General features: G+C 39.9%; 24 protein-coding genes. 11 read left to right on the top strand and 13 right to left on the bottom strand.

What is annotated here, in order from left to right:
* Window positions 1-3 precede the first annotated feature (3 nt).
* The 4 genes from HPC67_RS08905 to HPC67_RS08920 all read right to left on the bottom strand — a co-directional run bounded on the left by HPC67_RS08905 (window position 4) and on the right by HPC67_RS08920 (window position 2,011).
* A complete protein-coding gene (locus HPC67_RS08905; protein WP_217587250.1) occupies window positions 4-411 on the bottom strand; it encodes a DUF3021 domain-containing protein in 408 nt (135 codons plus the stop codon).
* Complete coding sequence (locus tag HPC67_RS08910; RefSeq protein ID WP_217587252.1) at window positions 408-863, bottom strand: LytTR family DNA-binding domain-containing protein; 456 nt, start codon at window positions 861-863, stop codon at window positions 408-410. The genes HPC67_RS08905 and HPC67_RS08910 overlap by 4 nt, the downstream gene beginning before the upstream one ends.
* A gap of 725 nt (window positions 864-1,588) precedes the next feature.
* Entirely contained in the window at window positions 1,589-1,741 is a 153-nt protein-coding gene (locus tag HPC67_RS08915; RefSeq protein ID WP_217587254.1) for a small acid-soluble spore protein P, read from the bottom strand.
* A gap of 21 nt (window positions 1,742-1,762) precedes the next feature.
* Window positions 1,763-2,011 carry a DNA alkylation repair protein gene (locus HPC67_RS08920; protein WP_217587255.1) on the bottom strand — a complete coding sequence of 83 codons (249 nt, stop codon included), beginning with the start codon at window positions 2,009-2,011 and terminating at the stop codon, window positions 1,763-1,765.
* 134 nt (window positions 2,012-2,145) lie between these two features.
* Here HPC67_RS08920 and HPC67_RS08925 point away from each other — a divergent pair, with 134 nt between their 5' ends.
* Window positions 2,146-3,015 carry a YitT family protein gene (locus HPC67_RS08925; protein ID WP_217587256.1) on the top strand — a complete coding sequence of 290 codons (870 nt, stop codon included), beginning with the start codon at window positions 2,146-2,148 and terminating at the stop codon, window positions 3,013-3,015.
* Window positions 3,016-3,061: 46 nt separating this feature from the next.
* Here HPC67_RS08925 and HPC67_RS08930 read toward each other — a convergent pair whose 3' ends face one another.
* The 5 genes from HPC67_RS08930 to HPC67_RS08950 all read right to left on the bottom strand — a co-directional run bounded on the left by HPC67_RS08930 (window position 3,062) and on the right by HPC67_RS08950 (window position 7,687).
* Window positions 3,062-3,511, bottom strand: a complete 450-nt coding sequence (locus HPC67_RS08930) for a YueI family protein (protein ID WP_217587257.1) — start codon at window positions 3,509-3,511, stop codon at window positions 3,062-3,064.
* 146 nt (window positions 3,512-3,657) lie between these two features.
* A complete protein-coding gene (locus tag HPC67_RS08935) occupies window positions 3,658-3,834 on the bottom strand; it encodes a YfhD family protein (RefSeq protein ID WP_217587258.1) in 177 nt (58 codons plus the stop codon).
* 205 nt (window positions 3,835-4,039) lie between these two features.
* The gene (gene ltaS / locus HPC67_RS08940; protein ID WP_217587259.1) at window positions 4,040-5,965 is read right to left on the bottom strand and encodes a lipoteichoic acid synthase; all 1,926 of its coding nucleotides are present in this window, start codon (window positions 5,963-5,965) and stop codon (window positions 4,040-4,042) included.
* 459 nt (window positions 5,966-6,424) lie between these two features.
* Window positions 6,425-6,949: a hypothetical protein gene (locus HPC67_RS08945; protein ID WP_217587260.1), complete on the bottom strand. Its 525-nt coding sequence runs from the start codon at window positions 6,947-6,949 to the stop codon at window positions 6,425-6,427.
* Between the two features lie 123 nt (window positions 6,950-7,072).
* Complete coding sequence (locus HPC67_RS08950) at window positions 7,073-7,687, bottom strand: spore coat protein (RefSeq protein ID WP_217587261.1); 615 nt, start codon at window positions 7,685-7,687, stop codon at window positions 7,073-7,075.
* A gap of 224 nt (window positions 7,688-7,911) precedes the next feature.
* Between HPC67_RS08950 and HPC67_RS08955 the strand changes: the two genes are divergently transcribed.
* The 6 genes from HPC67_RS08955 to HPC67_RS08980 all read left to right on the top strand — a co-directional run bounded on the left by HPC67_RS08955 (window position 7,912) and on the right by HPC67_RS08980 (window position 15,502).
* Window positions 7,912-8,172 carry a hypothetical protein gene (locus HPC67_RS08955; RefSeq protein ID WP_246569877.1) on the top strand — a complete coding sequence of 87 codons (261 nt, stop codon included), beginning with the start codon at window positions 7,912-7,914 and terminating at the stop codon, window positions 8,170-8,172.
* On the top strand, window positions 8,173-9,525 hold the full coding sequence (locus HPC67_RS08960) for a tripartite tricarboxylate transporter permease (protein ID WP_217587262.1): 1,353 nt from the start codon (window positions 8,173-8,175) through the stop codon (window positions 9,523-9,525). It abuts the gene before it with no gap.
* Between the two features lie 573 nt (window positions 9,526-10,098).
* The gene (locus tag HPC67_RS08965) at window positions 10,099-11,421 is read left to right on the top strand and encodes an ABC transporter substrate-binding protein (protein WP_217587263.1); all 1,323 of its coding nucleotides are present in this window, start codon (window positions 10,099-10,101) and stop codon (window positions 11,419-11,421) included.
* Between the two features lie 176 nt (window positions 11,422-11,597).
* A complete protein-coding gene (locus HPC67_RS08970) occupies window positions 11,598-12,491 on the top strand; it encodes a carbohydrate ABC transporter permease (protein WP_217587264.1) in 894 nt (297 codons plus the stop codon).
* Window positions 12,492-13,310 (top strand): carbohydrate ABC transporter permease, encoded by an 819-nt coding sequence (locus HPC67_RS08975; protein ID WP_217587265.1) that lies wholly within the window; start codon window positions 12,492-12,494, stop codon window positions 13,308-13,310. It begins immediately after the preceding gene.
* 17 nt (window positions 13,311-13,327) lie between these two features.
* Window positions 13,328-15,502: an ADP-ribosylglycohydrolase family protein gene (locus HPC67_RS08980; RefSeq protein WP_246569879.1), complete on the top strand. Its 2,175-nt coding sequence runs from the start codon at window positions 13,328-13,330 to the stop codon at window positions 15,500-15,502.
* Between the two features lie 60 nt (window positions 15,503-15,562).
* Here HPC67_RS08980 and HPC67_RS08985 read toward each other — a convergent pair whose 3' ends face one another.
* The 4 genes from HPC67_RS08985 to HPC67_RS09000 form a co-directional block, all read right to left on the bottom strand.
* Complete coding sequence (locus HPC67_RS08985) at window positions 15,563-15,955, bottom strand: hypothetical protein (RefSeq protein ID WP_217587266.1); 393 nt, start codon at window positions 15,953-15,955, stop codon at window positions 15,563-15,565.
* A gap of 78 nt (window positions 15,956-16,033) precedes the next feature.
* Window positions 16,034-17,071: a tRNA 2-selenouridine(34) synthase MnmH gene (gene mnmH / locus HPC67_RS08990; protein ID WP_217587268.1), complete on the bottom strand. Its 1,038-nt coding sequence runs from the start codon at window positions 17,069-17,071 to the stop codon at window positions 16,034-16,036.
* A 91-nt stretch (window positions 17,072-17,162) separates the two neighbouring features.
* Window positions 17,163-18,203, bottom strand: a complete 1,041-nt coding sequence (selD, locus tag HPC67_RS08995; protein ID WP_246569881.1) for a selenide, water dikinase SelD — start codon at window positions 18,201-18,203, stop codon at window positions 17,163-17,165.
* Window positions 18,204-18,298: 95 nt separating this feature from the next.
* Complete coding sequence (locus HPC67_RS09000; RefSeq protein WP_217587269.1) at window positions 18,299-19,060, bottom strand: exodeoxyribonuclease III; 762 nt, start codon at window positions 19,058-19,060, stop codon at window positions 18,299-18,301.
* A gap of 256 nt (window positions 19,061-19,316) precedes the next feature.
* Between HPC67_RS09000 and HPC67_RS09005 the strand changes: the two genes are divergently transcribed.
* From HPC67_RS09005 to HPC67_RS09020, 4 genes are all read left to right on the top strand, one after another.
* A complete protein-coding gene (locus tag HPC67_RS09005; RefSeq protein ID WP_217587270.1) occupies window positions 19,317-20,591 on the top strand; it encodes a L,D-transpeptidase family protein in 1,275 nt (424 codons plus the stop codon).
* A 370-nt stretch (window positions 20,592-20,961) separates the two neighbouring features.
* Entirely contained in the window at window positions 20,962-21,357 is a 396-nt protein-coding gene (locus HPC67_RS09010) for a GntR family transcriptional regulator (RefSeq protein WP_217587271.1), read from the top strand.
* A complete protein-coding gene (locus tag HPC67_RS09015) occupies window positions 21,350-22,039 on the top strand; it encodes an ATP-binding cassette domain-containing protein (protein ID WP_217587272.1) in 690 nt (229 codons plus the stop codon). The genes HPC67_RS09010 and HPC67_RS09015 overlap by 8 nt, the downstream gene beginning before the upstream one ends.
* A complete protein-coding gene (locus HPC67_RS09020; RefSeq protein WP_217587273.1) occupies window positions 22,036-22,869 on the top strand; it encodes a hypothetical protein in 834 nt (277 codons plus the stop codon). Before HPC67_RS09015 ends, HPC67_RS09020 begins: the two co-directional genes overlap by 4 nt.
* The last annotated feature ends 7 nt before the right edge of the window (window positions 22,870-22,876 follow it).

Below are 22,876 nucleotides of genomic sequence, written 5' to 3' on the forward strand. Positions count from 1 at the left end.
TGGTTATTTTTCTTTGATGACCTTATTTAAGTCTTCAGCCATCCGTTTGAAGTAGATTTTAAATCCAATCCAGCAGAGTGCGTATAGTAAAATAAACAACACAACACTGATTATGATAGCGGGTGTCGTGATTGGTATCCATCCGAGTGGTAAGGCAATGCTGTAATAGACAATGATGGATAAGATAAAGTGGATCACTGTCTGTTTCAAAGGACTCCACTGATCATATTCAAACACAAGTGGACTTGTTGCAAAATAGATTCCGACAGCAAAACTCCCGATCATGTTGTACCATAAAATATCCGCAGACAACGTCATGTGATTGAATTTAAAGATGGTAACAAAGAAGAACGTTACCAAACCACCTGCTGCGATACCTGTAATCAAACGTTTGATCAAATGCTTCATCATAGATCGTCACCTCCAAGAGCCAGTTTGTTTTTGATGTCTTTCACATATTTTCGAGAAATGTACGTTTTCATACCTGAAATAAAATAAACACAAAGATTGCCATTAAAGGAAAGCTCAAATCGGGTAATACGATTTAAATTACCAATGACTGATTTTGAGAAACGGCTAAAATGGTAATTTAGGAGAATCTGTTCGACTTCAAATAACTTCATTTTAATTTCATAGTGTCCGTCAGATGTGACAGCAAAAACTTTGCGTTGTTCCGCAAAAACGAAATCGATGGCTTCGGCTTTTAATAGAATGGTTTCATCATCTCTTGTAGCGAATAAACGTTTAGGCATCTTGTTATTCATGATGTCTACGATGTTCTGTAATTCCTCATTCCAAGCAGGAGCTTGTATTGTGATGGTTGTGTTTGAATATGTTTCATTAATATCAATGTTAACCTTCATGTTATCCCTCCTCGTATAGTATGTTTAGGTTTTAAACCCATTTATTCTAAAGTTTCTTTAAGCAAACAACCAGTTATAACTCCGTTACCTTTCACTGCAGGCGGACGCTCTCCGCGGGCACGGCTTGAGTCTCGGGCCAACAGGATGTTGGTCATGAAGGCGTTGCGACAGGACGTCGCGACTTTAGCCTTCCTACCTTTTAACCTCTGTGGGGTCTCAAGTCTCGTGCTGTTCCCGCTGGAGGCGCCGCCTTCCGTTTCGGGTAACTCAGTATGTGCGTCTATTTCATAGATGAATGAACGAACCTACATCATATGTTAATCACTTGGACGCTCTGAGATATTCCTAGATAATGGTCTTAGGATCATTTGGACCAATTCTTATTCTCCTTGTGGATTTACCACATTAAGAAGACTGTTTCCCAGTGTACGCGGGCCATGATGGACTTGTTCTTTGAGCGATATAGCTTGGATGAACTGTATTGTTCTCTTGACATATCATCGCAGGTCTTCGTTCACGTTCATTTCATTAAGGTGATCATAGGTGCATATTAATCTGTTTCATCTATACCTATTATGACTGATTCCACTGTCCATTTGGTATAAAAATGTCCAACACGTTAGAAAAAGGTGCTGAAATGACAGACGATGCACATGACCTGTATGAAAAGGGGTATTTAAAAAGCCATTCCTTTAAATGTGAAAGGTAATGGCTTTTTAAGCTGGTTACATATCGTGCGATGTATGTTTCTTTTGACGTGAGTGGTTGCGTTGTTTGACTTGGTGTGAGCCATCCAGTGGTTCTCCGTACGGTTGATCAGGACTTTTTGGCAAGTTTGGCTCTTCTTGCTGTTTTGGTCCTTTGCGATTTTTAGCCATGGCTTGGCCTCCTTTAAAAGATTAGTCTTTTCTTAGCCCGAATTGGACGAAGGTTCTTTCGTTCTCGATTAAACCGCAAGCCCCACATTGAATTCTGTACTTGGGGCCATTGTAGGTCGTATGGAACACTTCAACTGCTGATCCATCTGAGTAGTCATTGAGAACGTCTCCGGATTCTGGATCTAGTTTGACGGGTGTAGCGACTTGTTCAATCAAATTAAAGCGTGTGCGATTTGTTTTGCAATTAGGGCATCTATAAGGTTGTGACAAACTCAACACCTCCTTTTATAGTATTTGGAGGTGTGGTGAAAATTATGAGCATGGAATGAAGGATATTGACAGGTTTACATAATAAATTTAAAATATAATTTTGGGCATCAGGACATACGAAAGTAGGAATAGTGATGATCAATTTTATAACTAAAAAGCCAATTATGAAAGATTATATGCAAATTGTTGTTGGCACAATTCTTGTCGCGTTGTCATATAATATGTTTTTGCTTCCTTCTAAATTAGCTGCGGGCGGCATTTCGGGTATTAGTACAATTTTGAATGAAATGTTTGGTTGGAGTCCGGGTTTGACTCAATTAGTCATTAACGTACCGATATTTTTAATCGGTTGGATTACGATGGGGAAGGATTTTGGATGGAAAACATTACTAGGGACTGTTTTGGTTCCAACTATTATTTGGCTAACAGCTGATATCCCATATACGATTACGAACCCGTTTCTAGGAACCATTTATGGTGGAATTGTTCTAGGTTTAGGTCTTGGTATTGTCTATCGTGGTGGTGGCTCGACAGGTGGGACAGCAGCCATTGCTCAAGTGTTAAAGAAATTCACCGGTTTGTCCAGCGGTTATGCACAATTCGCCGTAGATGGCATCGTGGTCATTTCGTCAATTATCGTCTTTAATTTAGAGTTAACGTTATTCGCTTTAATGTGTATTTATGTAACAAGTAAGGTGATTGATAAAGTCCAGCTTCAAACGACATCTTCAAAATTGGTTTTAATCATAACAGAACATGAAGAACAGGTTCAAACAATGATTAGGGAGCAGCTTGATCGAGGGTTAACGAAAGTTCGATCTGTTGGCGGTTACTCCAACCGAAATAAGACAATGATTCTTTGTGTCGCTGAACAGCCTGAAGCCGTAAAACTTCGTAGCTTACTCTTAGCAGAAGAACCGGCAGCTTTTGTCGTATTTTTGAATGCTTCTGAAATACTAGGGCGTGGCTTTTCAATTGATAAGTATTATGGTCAGAAGCTTTAAATACAAATGTTTATTAGACAGCCATAATGCTCAGGCATTATGGCTGTTATGGATTTGGACTAAAAAAACGTTTGATCTTATCAAGAAAAGAGCCTTTTTGGACAGGTTCTGGCTGATTACTCACCACTTCATCCTCAACAAAAATGGATTCTTGGTCAATGGCGAAATCATATGTTAATACAGCACCAATATCTGTCTCCACCTCTTCATTTGTAATAACGGTATAAGCAATATTGTATGCATTCGCAAGGTCTTTTTCTGCTTTTAAAAAACGATAAGAAATTGTACCATTAATGAGTAATGTTGCTTCTGGATGCTCTTTCATCGCTTCTTCTAATTTAGCAAGGCTTTTGTCTGACATCACTTGTCCTTTTGTTAGCGCGATGACAATCCTTTCTCTTAATGTACCGAGAAAATAGGCGCGTTCAGATTCGTTAGGACGACGCTTACCGTGTATACCCTCCATTAAATAATCATCTACATTTTTTTTGCTCATGGTGTAAGTGCCTCGCTTTCGTCAAGTTCTATATCGATTGTAAGGAGTATTGCCGTGATATGCAACTTTTATCCTGCGTTAATCAAGGACGACGTGCTGACATACAGTATGTAAAAGGAAGCGATACTTGATCGCTTCCATATTGTTTAATTGCGTGTTTTATTACGTTGATCTGCTGCATCTCGTCTAGCCTTCGCTTTTTCATCAGCTTCATCAGCAAACTCAGCAGAAAATTCAACATCTATCCCATTTGAGAGCATTTGTCTCGGTGTTTGGGCTAATACGTTTTTGCCTTTTGCATGTTTATGCTCATCTCGGCCCATTCATCTCAACCCCTTTATTTGATCGTGCATCAATAGTATGATCCAACTTACATGACATTATGCTGTTATATTTCATCAACTTTAGCACATACTACACCTAGGCAAAAACTAAGCAATTTAGGGGGATAGAATGTCGTGGCAAATGGGCATGAAAAAGCCCAACACCAGCCTTTAAAAGGGCTGATGCCGGGCATTTAACTGCTTTTTAGTCTTCTTCTACTTCATATCGATAATCTGATGTGTCAACGGGCTCCCATTTTTCATTTGGTGTATAAAATCTGAGTAAGTCACCGTAAACAACTTTATCGGAGAGTTCGAGCTCATGTGCAACGTTTTCGCTCATTTTTTCCATTTCCTCAGTTGGTTCGATTTCTTCACCTGTTGCATTGTCATAGTACGTTCCTGACACTTTGCTGTATTCAGGTGTAATGAAATCACCGCTTCGGAATGGTACGACCTCTTGATGGTCTTCTGAGAACATATCTGTTCCGAACTGAATATAATCTTGGGCGTCAATTCCTAATAAGTGTAGCAACGTCGGCATGACATCGATCTGACCTGAATATTTTTGTACTGTGCCTTGGCCTTCAACACCAGGTATTTTGATCATAAATGGTACGCGTTGCAATTGTGCATTTTTAAATGGTGTAATTTCTTCACCAAGTATTTCTTCCATTGCTCTGTTGTGATTTTGGGATATACCGTAGTGGTCACCATAAATCATAATAATTGAGTCTTCATAAAGCCCAGATTCTTTTAGATCATTGAAAAACTGTTCTAATGATTCATCTAGGTAACGGGCTGTTTGGAAGTAACGGTCAACAGAACCATCACCTGTTTCAGCTGGTGCAATCGTTGCATCTTCCTCATCAATTAAATAAGGGTGGTGATGCGTTAAGGTCATCATGTGTGCATAAAATGGCTGTGACATCGATTCAAGGTATGGCATTGACTCTTTAAAGAATGGTTTGTCTTTAAGGCCGTAGCCTATGACCTGTTCTTCACTCATATCATAGTGCGCTTCTTCATAGAACTCATCAATAGCAAAAGCTTTATAAATTTCATCGCGGTTCCAGAATGATTTGTTATCACCGTGGAACACACCAGATGTATAGTTTTGCTGTTGCTTCATAATAGCTGGAAGTGCTTGATACGTGTTATTACCTTTTGTGACAAAGGCAGCTCCTTGTGGCAACCCATACAATGAGTTATCAAGAATAAACTCCGCATCCGCTGTTTTCCCTTGTTCTGTTTGATGGAAGAAGTTTTCAAAGTACGTGTAATTTTGACTTTGATCATGCACAAGTGAATTTAAGAATGGTGTGACTTCTTCGCCATGTAACTCGTAGTCTATCAAAAATGACTGAAAAGATTCTAAGTGTATTTTAATAACATTCTTGCCTTCACCAACACCGAAAAGCTCTTCATTTGGTTCAGCATATTTGTTTTTTGTATAGTTTTCTACTTCTGTAATGTCATTGCTATCAGCCAAAACACGCTGTGTAGATGATTTGATATTTTGCAAAGCATCATAGATTGTAAAGTTGTATGCACCTAGATATTTCACAATATAGTTGCGATCAAATGTACGCTCCAGTAATTGTGGACGATCTGCTTCTGCCATCGTTAAGTTGACCATGAACGCAAGCATACCAACCATCATAACAAGCATTGGCTGACGCTTTTGAAGCCGTTCTGTTGACCAGGTCGGTTTAATGAAAAGAAACAATGCAACGAGCAGAACAATGTCAAGACCATAGAAAAGGTCATGCCATTCTACTAAACTCGCAATACTGCCACCTAGGCTTCCGAAGTTACTCGTCTGTGTGAGTGTCGGTAACGTTATAAAATCCGTATTAAAGCGGTAAAACACAACGTTAGCGTATAATAGGAAACTCATAGCCGCGTGAATACCGATTACGAACCAACCGGCACGTCTTCCTTTGGCGAATAAACCTAATCCCAAAAAGATCAAGGCTGAACTCATTGGATTAAAGAATAATAGAAATTGTTGTATACTATTTTGTATGTCTAAGTCGAATTCGTTTAAATAGATGAGATAGGACTTCAGCCAGATTGCAACGACAGCAATCATGAAAAACCCAATTTTTGAAGACATGATACGTTTCATGCTTTTTCACCTCTAATAGTTCTAGTGTAGAACTTATTCATAGCAAGAGTTTATTTTAATCAATTTTATAACAAAATGCAATAGGAATCACTAAAAATACATGAATTACCAGTGAAAATAGGTCTTAATGTGGACACATTCATAGAATATCAATCTTTGTTCCTAGCTTTCCCAGTTGTATATGTTGAAAAACATAAATCATGAGAACGAGGGTGGGACAATCTACTTTAATGAAAAACCGAGCAATATGGTCGCTCCGGAAATATACTACGCGATCGACACAGACACACACGATGTTGGTTATGAAGGCGTTGCGACAAGACGTCGTCGCGGTCTTAGCCTTCCATCCCCTAACGCACTGTGGGTTCTTACCTATGCCTTCCTCAGCTGATTAGAAAAAATGTTAATTGAGTGATATAGAGTACAGGCAGTAAAGGATCATTTGTAAAAACCAACATTCTATAAGGGAAAATGGAAATGGACTCGCTGATCGAACTGCAGATTGCGGGATTTCGGCCTCGCATTGCGAAATTCGGGCGCCACATTGCGGGATTTGGGCCCCACATTGCGTAATATGAGCCCTGCATTGCGTAATATGAGCCTCGCATTGCGTAATTTCAGCCCTGCATTGCGTAATACGGTCCCCGCATTGCGGGATTTGAGGCCCACATTGCGTAATATGAGCCCTGCATTGCGTAATATGAGCCTCGCATTGCGTAATTTCAGCCCTGCATTGCGTAATACGGTCCCCGCATTGCGGGATTTGAGGCCCACATTGCGTAATATGAGCCCTGCATTGCGTAATTCGAGCCCCGCATTGCGAAATTCGGGCGCCACATTGCGTAATATGAGCCTCGCATTGCGAAATTCGGGCCCTGTATTGCGTAATATGAGCCCTGCATTGCGTAATTCGGGCCCCGCATTGCGAAATATGAGCCCCACATTGCGTAAAACGAGCCCTGCATTGCGTAATTTCAGCATCATAACCAATTCTCCCACAGGAGTCTGCGTGTATATTTCCGGAGCTAATGTTGAGCAGTGTTCGTCTGTAGCGTTAAATTTTTAGTTATGGTCCAGCCTCATTGCAGTTTATCGTTTTCATACAGTTTAGTGAGGCATTGTGTTTTGAATGGGTGCAAAGCTGTTGAGATAATTTTGCATATCCTGTTCTTTGAGCTGAGGTACCTGGTAGTACTGATGCTTGTTTTGGTATAGGAAAATTTCATACGCCATTTCAACTAAATTCGGAATACTGTCAGCTAAAACGCGTCTCAGTACAGGATTGGTTGCCTCAAGTGCTGTCATCGTAAATGCTGAAGCACATGCTTTTAAATTCCCCATCATATACCCTGATACACATTGGTCATTAATATCACCTGGCGTTTGTGCGGGTGTTTTTGGCTGACCTTGCTGTGTTCCGAAAATCACATCATTATTAAGCTGCATGTTATACGTCTGTGTTGGAACAGCAGGATCCTTCCCGCTTGTAAACGTATCAATAATCGTGTTGTATAGCTGAGTCATAAACGTACGATGACGTTGGTGTATGCCTTTTAATTCTTGGTCTTGAATATGCTGTTCATATAAAACAGCTTGTTCCAATCCCCCGACAAGCGTTGATATCGCTTCGTGTGCGTCATATAGCTCGTGCCCACCGTGATTCATTTGTGGTGGTACATTTGTTGATTGCTGCAAGTTACCTGATTGGTTCGTATTGTGCATAGCTCCTACCTCCTATAAGTTCATTCATTTTTATGGTTGGTCAATTCAAGCATATTATGCAAGCATCCGTATTAATTTATGAAGTGGTATGAAATAACATGCAAAAAAACTTGTAAAATGTTTCACATATAATAGATAACACTGTATAATCAATCATTACAAAAGCGTTATTTTTATAACGCTTTTTTAGTTTAGGGCTATTTTAAGAAAAAAGAGGTGTGTACATGTCGGACAAAATGAATGAACAGGTCAATAATGATGAGCAGTACGTTGAAGTATGGGCTGACTTAGTTAAAATTAAAGATCTCGTTCTCAGTATTATCATTAGTAGTATGACAACACTTGGAGGTTATTTATTGGCGCCTGATGACCCACCAAAACCACTCATTTTTGGTTTGATCGGTGCCATTGTTGGATTTGTTATATCAAGCTTTTTAATAAAACCGAAACGAACGTTTAAATATGTGGAAAAGGAGAAGCAGTAAATGGAATTAGATCTACTCATACAAATGCTTGGTGCAGCCGTAATTGGTTCTGTGCTATATACACTTATTGGAATTGCACCCGGAACAGATGAAACAGCTGTGCTTGCACCCGTAACGCTCGTGCTCGTACTGGCAGGTTTTGAACCGATAGTTATTCTTACATTTTTCATGTCTGCAATTGTGGCCAAGAAATTGACAGATTCTATTCCAGTTGCTGTAGCAGGTATTCCTGGAGGGGTCATGTCTGCGCCAATGGTCGACCATGCCATGGTATTAAAACAACATGGTATTCCAGATGTTAGTATTCGCAAGATGGCATCAGGCTCTGTATTAGGAACAATTATTGCTATTCCAATGAGTTTATTGTTGGCAAGTGCTTTAATTCCACTTCAGGATGTCATTGCTGAATATTCTGGGCAGATTTTCTTTGGTGGCGCAATCTTCTTAGCCTTAATGACAAAAAACCGCTGGCTTGCATTGTTATCCATCGTTCCTTTTGCCTTCTTAATCCAAGGACTCCGACAGTTTTATTGGGAAATTGGTGTTGTACCTGAAGGAAAAACAGTGTTTATATCTTTTTTCCTCGGCATTACAATTGGTCCAGTCATCTTAAAGCTGTTTGAATTACTGATCCCACATATTCGTAAACAAATGCCACGGCATGGGACTAAAAATATATCATTGTATAAAACAGAACGAGAAAAGGGCTTTCCTAACCCTTTTAAAATTCTCGACATTAAAGAAATTGGAACGACGTCGTTGTCTTCTTTCCTAGGTGTTTTGACCTTCTTTATGAGCCCGGTCGGTATGACAATATTTCTAGGTGAGACTTTAACGAGTCGAATTAAGGATCCGATAAAGCGCGCTACAAGAGCCATATCAGCAATGGATGGTCTAACAAATGCCTCATATATTGCGGGTACGCTTATCCCGCTTATTGCGATTGGTTTACCTTTATCACCAACCGCAATCGGACCGGCAAATGCGTTGTTTAAAGCGCCACCTGTATTTACAGAGGATCATAATATGCATCATTTATTGAGCATGAGTGATTTCGTTTTTGCCAGTGTGATCGGTTCAGTCGTTGCCATTGCCTTGACGTACTATGTAACGATCAAATACGCTCAGCCAATTTGTGCGTTTGTTTTTAAACGAGTGCCTCATGAAGCGATGCTCGGTCTCTTCTTCGGGCTCGTACTGATGCTCGCATTTATGGAAGCTGGTGTTGTAAATATATTCGGTGTTATGTTAATCGGTCTTGTGGCAGGTTTATTACATCGAAAAGGTATTAATTACGGTGTGCAGTTTATGGTATTATATGCTGCGCCTTGGCTCGTATCCTTGTTTTTCTAAGTATCATTAAATGTCATATGAAAGAGTGCCGACACGTGATCGGTGCTCTTTTTTTGGTGAACATCGCTTTTAGCATAAACGTGAAAATTACTAATAAATAGTAGCTAAAAAAACATTGACATCTATTTAAGGAACATGGTAAATTTTCTAGTGACAAAAGTGTGAAAAGGATATCACATTCGTGTAAAAAAATGGTAATAGATCGCATAATATCAATAAATGTTACACAAAATAAGTGAAATACATAACATGATGAACGACAAAAAGACGAGCTATGCAACAGCATTTTAACAAATCTTAAAGCTGATTAATCAATGATGATATGCATGAATTTCATTGTGCTGGTGAAAGGTAATCATAAATAATTGGTTTTTATGTGAAGGTTAGAGATGAGTATTTTAAATCATCATCAGCCAGTACCAGTGTGTGAAAACTGGAAGGAGTGATGTCCAGCAACAGCAGTGAGAGGAATAAGACAAGCTGAGTCAGTGGTCTTTAAGACACTTTAAATAAAGCCCTGCTCATAAAGAGTTGCCAACATGATATTCACATCAATATGTAGGGGGTCCATTAATGAAGAACAAGGTGACAGTCGTACTATTACTTATGGTTATTGCTTTGATAACCAGCGCATGCGGTGGTGCAAATGATAATGATGCAGCACAAACCGATGACGAAGCAGTTGAAATTTCTTGGATGACATATCCACCATTTACACCAGAGTATGAAACGATGTTAAAGGATCAAATTGCAGCGTTTGAAGACGAACATCCTAATATTAAAATTGATTGGATTACGAATGATGATGCGGTTCAATTAACGCGTCAACAGCTCGCTGCTGGTGCAGGTCCAGATGTTGTGTATGCAGACGGTCCGATGACATTACGGAGATTTGCGAGCGCAGGCTATCTTGAACCTCTAACAGATCAAGTGGATACGTATAAGTGGAATGATCGTTTTTACGATTGGGCACTTTCAACAGGTTATCAAGATGGAGAATTATACGGTCTTCCTAAATCTTACGAGTCAGTCGTTGTTTGGTATAACAAAGACATGTTTGCTGAAAATGGGTGGGACATCCCAACAAATCTTAAAGAGTTACAATCATTAAATCAAACGATACAAGACGAAGATATTATACCAATTGCCTTTGGTGCTTCTGATTACAGAGCATCTAATGAGTGGGCATTAACGCTCATGTACAATGCCTATCTTGGTAAAGATGCTATGAAAGACGTTATTTCTACAGAGATGAAATGGAATGATGATCTCGTTAAAGAAGCAACACAAACATGGGTCGATATGTGGCAGAACGGTGATGTAAGTGACAAACAGTCCCATGCCATTACAAATGATGATGCATGGTCATTATTCAATAATGGACAAGCTGCTATGAAAATTGAAGGTACGTGGGCATCTAATCGTGTAATGGGAGATGCGCAAAACTTTGATGTTGGCTTTTTCGTGATGCCAGCTCTAAGAGAAGGTATTGAGGAAAATATTCCGTTGGCATTAGGTGGTAGCACGGGTATAAATGCGAATTCTGAGCATAAGGAAGAAGCAATCGTATTTCTTGATTGGTTGCATGATATCGAAGCATCTGAAATGGAAGTCAAGCTTGGCACTTTTAATCCACTTGTAGATCTTGATATTGCAAATGTTGAGGATGTTGCACCAATTACGAAAGACATCTTTAATGAGATTACAAGCTATATGGAAAAAGATCAGGTTGGTTACGCATCATGGACTTACTGGCCACCAAGTGCAAATTATTATCTCTGGGATAATATTGAAGCAGTCTTTATCGGTCAGATGAGTGTGGATGAATTATTAGATCAAGTGCAGAAAGAAGCAGAAAAGGATAAAGAAGAAGGTTTGTTGTTTGAATTTGAATAGGTTCAAATAATTGATTAAGAAGCAAGGAGAGTAACATATCCTTGCTTCTGCCTTTATATAGAGCGAAGAAAGTGTTCTATCAATGGGCGTGTTGACCGATTCTATTCATTACACATTCAGTAGGCGAGTTTATGCTGAATGACAATTCACTTTATGAAGGGAGCACGTATTAACATATGAGTGTAGCAAAACATTCAAAACAACATTGGAAGAAAAGCCTCTTTCCTTGGTTATTGTTGGCGCCTTCTTTACTTTTACTGCTATTCGTCGTTGGTGGTCCAATTATTGGTACCATTTTCTTATCGTTTACCGATTGGGATGGCATTAAGGCGCCTTCATTTGTTGGATTAGAGAACTTTTCAAGACTTATTCATGATAAAACGTTTTATATAGCATTAGCCAATAACATCAAGTGGATGGCGATATTCTTAACTATACCTGTCATTATGGCGCTTATAGTCGCTTTATTAATTAGTAAAATTGCTAGAGGAAAGTTATTTTATCGAACGGTGACCTTTATACCTTATATACTTTCAACGGTCGTTACAGCAAAGCTATGGTCGTTAATTTACAATCCATTTTCAGGTGTAAATACAGCGCTTGAAGATTGGGGCCTTGATTTTCTAGCGCAGTCATGGATTGGGGATAGTGCGATTGCATTATTTTCCGTAGCATTTGCGGATTTATGGCATTTTTGGGGCTTTCTCGTCGTGTTATTTTTAATGGGCATGCAGCAGCTTGATAAAAGTATTGAAGAAGCTGCTGTTGTAGAGGGTGCAGGCCGTCTTCGTGTATTTTGGCACGTGACTTTACCGCAGCTCAGACCGACATTGGTATTAATTTATATGCTTCTTATTATTTGGTCATTCGCTGCGTTTGATTATGTTTACATTATGACGCAAGGTGGTCCGGGTAAATCAACGGAACTATTAGCGACGTATATGTATGACTTAGCCATTTATAATTATCAGCCTGGCTATGCAAGTACAGTAGCTTTGACAATGGGTCTGTTTGCTGGTTTAGTCATTATCGGTTTTCGATTCATCCAGAAGAAAGGGTGGGATGTATAAATGTTAAAGCGATTTGACTGGAGACATATCCCCTTACTGTTATTTACAGCTTTTGCTATCGGGCCTCTTGTACTCATTTTCAGCAACTCTTTAAAATCGAAGGAGGAGTTTGGAGAGAATCCATTAGGCTTTCCGAAAGAGCTCCACTTTGAAAACTTTGCAGAAGCATGGGTTGTCGGTGGCTATGGCCAAGCATTTACGAACAGCTTAATCGTCGCTGTGTCTTGCATTGTTATTATTTGTATCAGTGCTTCATTAGCCGCTTATGCTCTTGCAAAGGTCAGGTTTAGATTTTCAAATTCAATTTTAGGTTTTTTACTGCTTGTTATGTCAATTCCAATGGGCTTATTTTTAGTGCCACTCTTTTATGTGTATCAAAATTTAGGGCTTATGGATTCATTGCTAGGTATTATCATTATATACTCAGCAATTTTCCTACCGTTTAACATATTTTTACTACGGTCGTTTTTCGTTTCAATTCCCGACGAATTGCTAGACAGTGCTCGAGTGGACGGTTGTAACGAGTTTCAAATTTTGACGAAAGTTGTATTTCCGCTCGCATTACCGGCATTCTTAACCGTCATGCTGCTCGTTGGTCTATGGACGTGGAATGAATTCTTCTTTGCGAATGCATTTTTACAAACTGAAGAGCTCAAAACAGTTGCAACAAAGTACTTGGCGTTTACAGGTAGATTCGGAAATGACTGGCGCCTAATTTCAGCCGCAGGTGTCATCACTGTCATGCCAATATTACTATTGTTTGTCTTTTTACAACGAAAGTTTATTGAAGGACTAACAGAAGGCAGTGTAAAAGGATAAACAGAGGAGGGGTTTGGATGGAAATATCTGATGGTCGTATGCTTCCAAGGACAATGCCAGCAGATTATATAGAGAAAGTTTATGCTGGTTGGCTTGGCAAGGTCATCGGTGTCCGACATGGTGCCAACATCGAAAATTGGACAGCTGATCGAATTGAAAAAGCATTTGGTGAGGTAAACGGGTATTTATTCGATTTCACCCATTTCGCTGCAGATGATGATACGAATGGGCCATTGTTTTTCTTAAGGGCCCTAGAGGATTATACGCACACACGTGACATTACCGCTAAAGAAATGGGACTGACGTGGCTTAACTATACAGCGGATGGTCATGGCTTTTTCTGGTGGGGTGGTTATGGTGTGTCAACCGAGGATACAGCCTATCAAAATTTGAAAAGCGGCATTGAAGCACCAACTTCGGGTTCAATAGAACAGAACGGAAAAACAGTTGCCGAGCAAATCGGTGGACAAATTTTCAGTGATGCTTGGGGTTTAATTGCTCCCGGCCAACCTAACCTTGCTGCTGAGTATGCTGAAAAAATGGCGAGTGTATCTCATGATGGCAATGGCAAGTATGGGGGCATGTTTATTGCCGCCTGTATTGCAGAAGCATTTGTAGAACAGGATGTCAATAAAATTATTGATGCTGGTTTGGCTGTCATACCTGAAGACTCTAATTATGCACGTGTCGTGAAGGCGATTCGGGCTTTTCATAAACAACACCCAGAAAGCTGGCGCGCGTGTTTACAATACATCCATTCGGATTATGGTTATGACCGGTACGAAGGCGTTTGTCACATCATTCCTAATACTGCGGTCATAATATTGGCGCTTCTATACGGCGAAGGTGATTATTCAAAAACCATTAATATATGCAATATGTGTGGTTGGGATACAGACTGTAATGTCGGAAATGTTGGCACAATTATTGGAGTGAAAAATGGCTTGGCTGGTATCGATACGTCTTGGCGTGAACCTATTAACGACTTTTTATGCTGCTCGAGTGTTATTGGCAGTCTAAACATCCTTGACTTGCCTAAATGTGCTTCATATATTGCGCGCTTAGGCTATAAAGTTATGGGTGAAACCCCACCAGAGAACTGGGAAACATTACTGTCTGATTCTAATATGCTGCACTTTGAATATCCGGGCTCAACGCACGCATTTAAAGTGGAATCGGATTGTGCTGCATCAACGGGCTTTATTGAGAATACGACAGCTGATGCTGCTACAGGTTCACGTTCATTAAAAGTGGTATTTGATCAGGTTAATGGTGGCTTTGGCTATCGTGCTGGTGTAAAAACGTATTATCGACCTTCTGATTTTGACGACAGCCGCTATGATCCGAGTTTTTCCCCAATTTTATACCCTGGGCAAACGATCGAGACAGTTGTGAAGGTGTCTAGTGCAGGAATGAATCATGTTGCTGCGCGCCTTTATATTAAGGATGGTCATACAGGACAATTCATGTATGGTGAGAAAACAGAGCTTGCTGCTGATCAATGGACATCGCTTTCGTATGCCATACCTTACCTTGAAAATGTCTGTATTGAAGAAGCAGGAATTGAATGGATTCCACTTGATGAAAGTGGCTTTATTTCTTGGCCTTCGATGGTGACATTAATTGATCATATGGTGTTCACTGGAGAGCCGTCCTACGGGATTGATTTTGCCAAAGAGCGCATTGAAAAGTGGAGTCTCTTCCATGAAGAAGTGAGCCAAATGACCCATTTAAGAGGTATATGGACGCTTGAGGATGGGGCTTTGGCAGGTAGTTATCATGCTAATGCCTCAGCAGAAGCGTACACGGGACATATTGATTGGGAAGATTATACGTTTGAATGTATTCTTGAGCCTCAAAAAGGAAACAGTCATAATATCAATTTCCGTGTTCAGGGTGGTGTCAGATCATATGCGGTTGGATTTAAGGACGGAGAACTCGTCCTCTACAAAAATAACAACGGCTATCAAGTTCTTACAGCAGAACCGTTTGATTGGACACATCACCAGCCATATCGATTAAGCGTTAGCGCAAAAGGAAATGCGTTTGACATAAGTGTCGATGGTCAACACATCATGTCTTATCAAGATGATGATAAGCCTTATATGCATGGTCAAATTGGTTTCTCTAATTTTTCCGGAAGTCGAACGCATTACAAGCAATTTTGGATCAATCCGATCGATCATAAGTAAGTAAAAAAGAAACTGCCTGTTTCCATCCTATCTTGGAGGAAGCAGGCAGTTTTGGTGTTCTTATGATTCGTCTTCTGTTTTCATAAAGGTTAAGACCACGAACACGAGGAAGCTGAGTAATAGAACGGATCCGCCCACAATGAATGTAACGAGCGGGAAGGCCCCTTCAATACCAAACGGTTTTACGAAATAAAGCCACATACCAGTCGTTAATCCAATTGAACCAATAATGGCAGACCATACGTGGATCGTGGCGAGCACCTTATTGGCAGGCGTGAACACTTTATAATACACGGCCCACGCGAAAAGACTTAACCACCCTACAACGAGGATGTGGGCATGAATAGACTTAAATTCATAACCACCTGCCCCCGCCATGTGTGAACCAAGGTAGGCACCCCCAAAAGCAAATAGCGCAGAAATACGTAATAGAAGCTTACTATAAGAATTCAAAATATGTCCCCCTCCATCATTTTCACGTTAAGTACCTTCACTATACATGATTTTTATGAACGGAGCATGAACAAATGATTAAAAATGTTTTTGATGGATCAATTCTGTAACTTTGTCTACAGCTTCTGCTGTGGTCTTAGCTTCTATGATGATGCTATGAATATTTTTGTTTTGCCGAATGGCATGGTCATAGCGCGGGTCGTAATAATGGATCAGTAAGAGCTTGACAGCTTCATGGAATTGCTTGTTCTTCAAATGATCTTCAATATCTTTTGCAATGGGCGTGTGTATATGCTTCTTAATGAGTTTGAACGCCTCTTTAAAGGCATCTGCATCATCCCATGGGTGATAATCACTTAATATATTGTTAACACGCTCTTGAATAGGTAGTTTAATAAATACTTGTTTGCCTTCTTCTTTTTTCTTATACAGTGAATCGGGGAGCATCACTTTGCCGATACGCTTGCTCTCGCCTTCAATAAAGACGTGACTTGCATTTTGATAGCGCACCATGTCGTTAAAAAGAAGGGCGTCAAACGTTTTTTGGTTGCTAGGCTCTAGTCCGATTTGCCCGAAGATGGAACCGCGGTGTCCAGCCATTCGCTCCAGGTCGATAACAGGCTCGCCTTGTTCCTGAAGTGCTTTTAAAATGGCTGTCTTGCCTGATCCTGTATAACCATTCAACACATAAAAATTTGGGTGAAATGGTTCATTGTTAATCCAATTGACAATCCACTTACGATAAGCACGGTATCCCCCACTCAGTCGGCTTGCTTGAATGCCCATTAAATCGAGAACAGTGGCTGCCGTTTTACTCCGCATACCACCTCGCCAACAAAAGACGGTAATATCCGTGTTGATGACTTTGAAATCCGCAATGAACTGAGGGAGCTTAGCGGAAAATAGTTCAAGTCCTCGTTGTTTAGCGATGTCAGGTCCTTTTTGTTTATAGAGCGTGCCAACTTCAGCGCGTTCCTCATCACTGAAAATAGGGATATTGATGCTTCCAGGAATTGTCGCTTCCTTAAATTCTTTAGGAGAGCGGACATCCACTAACGTGAGTGGTGCTTTTTTATGGGCTTTTAATATGTTTTGAACTGTTATATCGCGTATCATGTTGGACACCTTTCTTGACGTTTACGTCTTTAAATGCATGGCGGATACGTCATAACACCTCAACGTATCCGCCTTAAAATAGTATAAGTTGTTATGAAACGGTAATGCGACCGGTATGATCTGTTGCTTCTCCGATCATTGCAGCATGAACGCCATTTTCCTTTAGGTCGTTCAGCAGTTGTTCAGCTTCACCCTCAGGAACAGCAACTAAAAGCCCTCCTGATGTCACGGCATCAGACAAGATCCATTGATCAACCTGTGACATAGAAGCAGGATATGTCACGCGATCCTTAATATGGGCATAATTATTTTTAGAGCCGCCTGGAATCGCGCCACCTTCAGCGAGTTCTTTTGCTCGTGATAGGACAGGGACGTCGTCAGCATAAACAGTTAGTCCGACGTGACTTGCTTCAGCCATTTCCAATGCATGTCCTAAAAGGCCAAATCCAGTAATATCTGTGGACGCGTGGATGGTGTATGCATCCATAACTTCAGCGGCTGTCTTATTCAATGTTGTCATGATTTTTGTAACATGCTCAACTTCTGTATCGGTTAACAACTCATTTTTTAACGCAGTCGTCATAATACCGACACCAATTGGTTTCGTTAAAATGAGCTTGTCTCCAATCTGGGCACCAGCATTTGTGCGGATACGATCAGGATGAATTGTACCCGTTACGGCTAAACCAAACTTAGGCTCCTGATCATCGATAGAATGACCACCTACAAGCGTAACACCGGCTTCAGCCAGTTTATCTCCTGCACCTTTGAGAATGTCACTTAAAATGGATTTGTCCAGCTTAGAAATTGGAAACGCAACAATATTGAGGGCTGTGACAGGTTTTCCGCCCATTGCATATACGTCGCTAATTGCATTTGCTGCGGCTACTTGTCCGAAGTCGTATGGATCATTTACGATCGGTGTGAAAAAGTCTAACGTTTGCACGATGGCAAGATCTTCCGTCAATTGAAACACACCTGCATCGTCGCTTGTTTCAAGTCCAACAAGTAAATTTGGATGCTTTTCCTTAGGAGGCAATGCTTTTAAAACATTAGATAAATCAGCTGGACCAATCTTGCAGCCACAGCCACCCTTTGTCGTCAAAGTTGTTAATTTAATGGATTGTGTCATTTTAATCAGCCTTTCAATACATGTCATAATTTAGTATATCAGAAGAAGCAAAGCGTTATCCCATCTTATATTGAACTGGACAATTTTCTATCTCGTTATTTAGGTATATCAATCGTTAGGGCAATTGGACAATGATCGCTACCCATAATATGAGGGTGTGTTTCAGATGCTCCCAGTTGCTCTCTTAGTCGATCCGATACAAGAAAATAGTCAATACGCCAACCAATATTCCGTTCACGCACGGTTTTCATATAGGACCACCATGTGTATATATCTGTTTCGTTTGGATGGAAGAAGCGAAGTGTGTCTATAAAGCCCGCATCAAGAAGGCGCGTCATTTTCCCACGTTCCTCCTCGGTAAATCCAGAGTTCCCTTTATTCGATTTACTATTTTTTAGGTCGATTGAACTATGGGCAACGTTAAGATCACCGCATATGATGACAGGTTTCTCCTTATCGAGTTCTGTTACATAATTGTAGAATGCATCCTCCCATTCTAAACGGAGGTCCAGCCGAGCTAAATCACGTTGCGAATTCGGTGTGTATACATTCACAAGATAAAAGGTATCAAACTCAAGTGTGAGAATGCGTCCTTCTGGTTGCGAATCGGATTGTCCAAGTCCATAATAGACAGAATTTGGTTTGTTTTTTGTAAAAACCGCCGTACCAGAATAGCCTTTTCGTTCGGCATAATTCCAATAAGCTGTGTATCCATCCAATTCAAGCTGTATTTGCCCCTCTTGGAGCTTCGTTTCTTGAACACAAAAAATATCAGCATCTACTTCGTTAAAATAATCCATAAATCCTTTTCTTACACACGCTCTTAGTCCATTCACATTCCATGAAACAAGTTTCATTCGCCAAATCTCCCTTTGATTATACTCTTTTAATTTTATCACACTCAAAAAGATGTGCGGGATGACTAGTGTCGGAAGTCCTAAAAAAGAAGTGAAATTGTGGCTTTTGTTTGTACAGAGCATGACGTCATATAGTGAATAAGATGTGTTTTGAAATCTAAAAGACTCATTTTAGAAGAAAGGCATATGTTTTCGACAGTAATTTCGCTATACTAAATAGTGCTTTTTGGAGATAACGAGACAGGGGGAGCACATTATGTCGGATAAACAGGTTCAAAGAAATTTCGAACCCCGATCACGACGATTTAAAAGAGAACGAAAGCAAAAGAGAAAACAAATTTACGGTCTTTTAGTCATGTTTATTATGGCATTCGTTTTTACAGCAGGCATTTGGATTGCATTACCGATTTTGAAAGCGGGTGCTTATGCTTTATTGGATGCTCCGATTGAACAAATGACAAAAAATGCTCAAGAAGACAATACAGATTCCAAAGCATCCTCGGCTAACAATGAATCTGATTCCGAATCAGAGCAAAACAACATAAACATAACAGAAAAAGAGAACAGTGGATCGTCTGCAGAAGAAGGCACACAGTCAAAAGAGAATGCCAACAAAGAAGAAAACGAGCAAGATGCGCATGCTCAAAAGACGTCCAACAATAACAGCGATTTTACCGAGAACGCACAAAACGACGCAAGCCAAAAAACAAACAAAACAGAGAAGGTAACAGCCGGATACGTCTTGTCTCATAAAGTACAACGACACGAAACATTATTTAGCATTGCAATGCACTATTATGCAACCGAGTCTTATCAAGACATATTGGCCAGCTACAATCATATCACCAACCCTGGGAAACAAATTCAGGCGGGTATGACACTTGATATTCCTGATCCAAAATACATGATCTATCATACCGTCAAGCGGGGCGAATCGTTACTGACAATTTGTAATACATATTATGATACGTCTGCATATTGCGGCGCTTTGGCACGGCATAACAGCATTTCTGATCCGAACCACCTTGAATTGGGAACGCGTTTATTTATTCCGAGTCCTATATTGATGGACAAGGATGTACAGCTACCAAAAGAGGAAGAGTCTGAGGTGCCTACAAGCAATGAGCCCGAAGCAAACGATACGTACAACGTCACGATTAATAAGGCGAAAAATGAATTAACGGTATCCAAAGGCAATAAAGTTATTAAAACTTTCCCAGTTGGGACAGGTAAAGAAAAGTCCACAACCCCAGAAGGTACGTTTAAAATTGCAAACAAGCTGGAAAATCCTTGGTATCGAGAAGGTGGTATCGCTGGTGGAGATCCGGCTAATCCATTAGGTAGTAATTGGCTCGGTTTAGATGTACCTGGAACGGACGGCACGTTATATGGCATTCATGGAACGAATAATCCTGATTCTATCGGTACACATGTAAGTCAAGGGTGTGTTCGTATGCATAACAAAGACATTGAATGGCTTTATGACTATCTACCAATGTATACAACTGTAAAAATTATTAGTGGTGAATAGAAGAAATGTCCTGTGAGATACTGTCTTACAGGGCGTTTTTTATTGAACGGTTTGATTAGGATGGTACTTTCTTTATACCTTTTAAAATGTTTAACAAATTTGGTTGACAAAGTACTAAGCCTATAATACACTTGAATGGTGTATTAAGCTGTTAATACACGGTTTTAATTTAACAAATGCGTATAGTTGTCCGTAAGTGTTTAAGGTTTTCATATTTTTTTACGTTTGGTGTATGAACCAATTAATACACACACTAAAAAGGTACTAAAATTTGCAGGTTGATCGTGGGTATAACCGAGCAACAGGAGCATTAAATACAGGCCTTTAATGAATGCTTTCTTATACAGGTTAGAAAAAGAGGTGACGATGTATGCAACTAAAATTCAACACGCGGGATCCTGTTTATATGCAAGTCATTCGTTATTTTAAGACGCAAATTGCAACAGGGGTGTTAGAGCCAGGCGAAGAAATTCCATCCAGACGGGAAATTGCCAATATGTTTAAGATTAATCCCAATACAGCACAGCGGGCTTATAAGGAAATGGAGGAGCAGGGTTTGATACGAACAGAACGGAACTTTCCAAGTAAAATAACGCGTGATGAATCCGTCATTCAACATGTACGTGAAGAACTGGTCGTAACAGCTGTGAATGATTTTGTGGATGCGATTAAGCCTGTTAATGTGCCATTGGATGAATTACTTGATCTTGTAAAACAGAAATATGCAGGAGCAGACGATCAAAAAGGAGGGGCATTAGATGATTGAAGTAAAAAACATGGTGAAGAAATTTGGCTTCAAAAAAGTACTGGATGATGTGTCGTTTACCGCTGAAAAAGGCCAGATTACTTGTTTAATTGGTGTGAACGGCGTAGGAAAAACAACAATTATGAACGCAATTATGAATTTAACCCCAATTAATGGTGGTGACATTTTAATTGATGGACAAAAGCTTAATAAACACACATATGAAAAAGTGACGTTCATTCCTGATGCGATTACAATGCTGCCACAGATGAAGATCGGTGAGGCAATGGAATTTATGAGTGATTTTTATGATAGCTGGAACGAAGCACGTGCGAATGACATGATTGATTTTTTCCGATTGAACAAAAATGACCGAATTAACACATTGTCAAAAGGGAACACAGCGAAGGCGAATTTATTGATGGGGCTCGCTTTAGATGTTGATTACGTGTTAATGGACGAACCATTTTCAGGGATTGATATGTTTAGCCGCGAGCAGATTGCTAATGTCTTTACAAGTCATTTAATTGAAGACCGAGGTGTCATCATTACGACACATGAAATCCAGGATATTGAGCATTTGATAGATAAAGCTGTTCTGCTAGATAACGGTACCGTGTACAGATCGTTCGATGTTGAAGAGCTAAGAGAGAATGAAGGTAAATCGATAGTTGATGTGATGCGGGAGGTGTATCAAGGATGAAGCGTTATGTAAAACTTGTAAACTTTGAATTTAACCGAATCGCAAAAGTGTATGCTGTTTTACTAGGGATTATTTTAACGTCACAAATTATCGGCGTTATGATAACGGCTAATGGTTACTTGAAAAAAGCCGATAAAGCAATGAATGAAGATATGATGTCAAAGGCTGAATTCCTACAGATGTATGGACAAATGGACTTTCATAATATCGCTTATTCAATTTGGTTTATTGGTCCAATTGCACTTAGTGTTGCTGCTGTTGCCTTTTATATCTTCTTGATTTGGTATCGAGATTGGTTTGGTAAGAATACGTTTGCCTATCGCTTACTGACGTTACCAACTGCACGTTTGAATGTGTTTTTTGCCAAGCTGACAACGATTGTGTTAATGACATTTGGCTTTATCGCGTTTCAATTTATCATTTATCCAATTGAATCGACTGTGATGAAATGGATGGTGCCAAAAGACTTTCGAATTGATTTGACGTTTCATGAGTTAACGCAACAGATGTTGGACTTAGGTTTATTGTATCCTACTGAGCCGATGTTGTTTTTATTACACTATGGTATTGGGATTATCGCTGTCACAATTTTGTTTACAGTCATTTTGTTTGAGCGAAGCTTCCGGTGGAAAGGGATTATTTTTGGTGTCATTTACAGTGCAGTTGCAGGTATTGTTATCTTTTTACCGCTCATCTTGCAAGAATTCCTTTTAAATGGATACTTTTATCCATCTGAGCTTATACGGTTATCAATGTTGGCCGGAGTGATTGTTTTGGCCGGATCAATTGCGCTCAGTGGCTATTTACTAAATAAAAAAATCCGGATATAGGAGGGTT

It is taken from the genome of Lentibacillus saliphilus, assembly GCF_019093865.1.
GTDB lineage: Bacteria > Bacillota > Bacilli > Bacillales > Amphibacillaceae > Lentibacillus_B > Lentibacillus_B saliphilus.

What these genes read in the sequence shown, in the direction of transcription:
- HPC67_RS09010 (WP_217587271.1), top strand. Translation starts at nt 20,962, where the DNA reads ATGCAACTAAAATTCAACACGCGGGATCCTGTTTATATGCAAGTCATT.
- HPC67_RS08910 (WP_217587252.1), bottom strand. Translation starts at nt 863, where the DNA reads ATGAAGGTTAACATTGATATTAATGAAACATATTCAAACACAACCATC.
- HPC67_RS09015 (WP_217587272.1), top strand. Translation starts at nt 21,350, where the DNA reads ATGATTGAAGTAAAAAACATGGTGAAGAAATTTGGCTTCAAAAAAGTA.
- HPC67_RS08915 (WP_217587254.1), bottom strand. Translation starts at nt 1,741, where the DNA reads ATGGCTAAAAATCGCAAAGGACCAAAACAGCAAGAAGAGCCAAACTTG.
- ltaS (WP_217587259.1), bottom strand. Translation starts at nt 5,965, where the DNA reads ATGAAACGTATCATGTCTTCAAAAATTGGGTTTTTCATGATTGCTGTC.
- HPC67_RS08925 (WP_217587256.1), top strand. Translation starts at nt 2,146, where the DNA reads ATGATCAATTTTATAACTAAAAAGCCAATTATGAAAGATTATATGCAA.
- mnmH (WP_217587268.1), bottom strand. Translation starts at nt 17,071, where the DNA reads ATGATACGCGATATAACAGTTCAAAACATATTAAAAGCCCATAAAAAA.
- HPC67_RS08975 (WP_217587265.1), top strand. Translation starts at nt 12,492, where the DNA reads ATGTTAAAGCGATTTGACTGGAGACATATCCCCTTACTGTTATTTACA.
- HPC67_RS08960 (WP_217587262.1), top strand. Translation starts at nt 8,173, where the DNA reads ATGGAATTAGATCTACTCATACAAATGCTTGGTGCAGCCGTAATTGGT.
- HPC67_RS08965 (WP_217587263.1), top strand. Translation starts at nt 10,099, where the DNA reads ATGAAGAACAAGGTGACAGTCGTACTATTACTTATGGTTATTGCTTTG.
- HPC67_RS09020 (WP_217587273.1), top strand. Translation starts at nt 22,036, where the DNA reads ATGAAGCGTTATGTAAAACTTGTAAACTTTGAATTTAACCGAATCGCA.
- selD (WP_246569881.1), bottom strand. Translation starts at nt 18,203, where the DNA reads ATGACACAATCCATTAAATTAACAACTTTGACGACAAAGGGTGGCTGT.
- HPC67_RS08970 (WP_217587264.1), top strand. Translation starts at nt 11,598, where the DNA reads ATGAGTGTAGCAAAACATTCAAAACAACATTGGAAGAAAAGCCTCTTT.
- HPC67_RS08935 (WP_217587258.1), bottom strand. Translation starts at nt 3,834, where the DNA reads ATGGGCCGAGATGAGCATAAACATGCAAAAGGCAAAAACGTATTAGCC.
- HPC67_RS08950 (WP_217587261.1), bottom strand. Translation starts at nt 7,687, where the DNA reads ATGCACAATACGAACCAATCAGGTAACTTGCAGCAATCAACAAATGTA.
- HPC67_RS08930 (WP_217587257.1), bottom strand. Translation starts at nt 3,511, where the DNA reads ATGAGCAAAAAAAATGTAGATGATTATTTAATGGAGGGTATACACGGT.
- HPC67_RS08980 (WP_246569879.1), top strand. Translation starts at nt 13,328, where the DNA reads ATGGAAATATCTGATGGTCGTATGCTTCCAAGGACAATGCCAGCAGAT.
- HPC67_RS09000 (WP_217587269.1), bottom strand. Translation starts at nt 19,060, where the DNA reads ATGAAACTTGTTTCATGGAATGTGAATGGACTAAGAGCGTGTGTAAGA.
- HPC67_RS08905 (WP_217587250.1), bottom strand. Translation starts at nt 411, where the DNA reads ATGATGAAGCATTTGATCAAACGTTTGATTACAGGTATCGCAGCAGGT.
- HPC67_RS08955 (WP_246569877.1), top strand. Translation starts at nt 7,912, where the DNA reads ATGTCGGACAAAATGAATGAACAGGTCAATAATGATGAGCAGTACGTT.
- HPC67_RS08945 (WP_217587260.1), bottom strand. Translation starts at nt 6,949, where the DNA reads ATGATGCTGAAATTACGCAATGCAGGGCTCGTTTTACGCAATGTGGGG.
- HPC67_RS09005 (WP_217587270.1), top strand. Translation starts at nt 19,317, where the DNA reads ATGTCGGATAAACAGGTTCAAAGAAATTTCGAACCCCGATCACGACGA.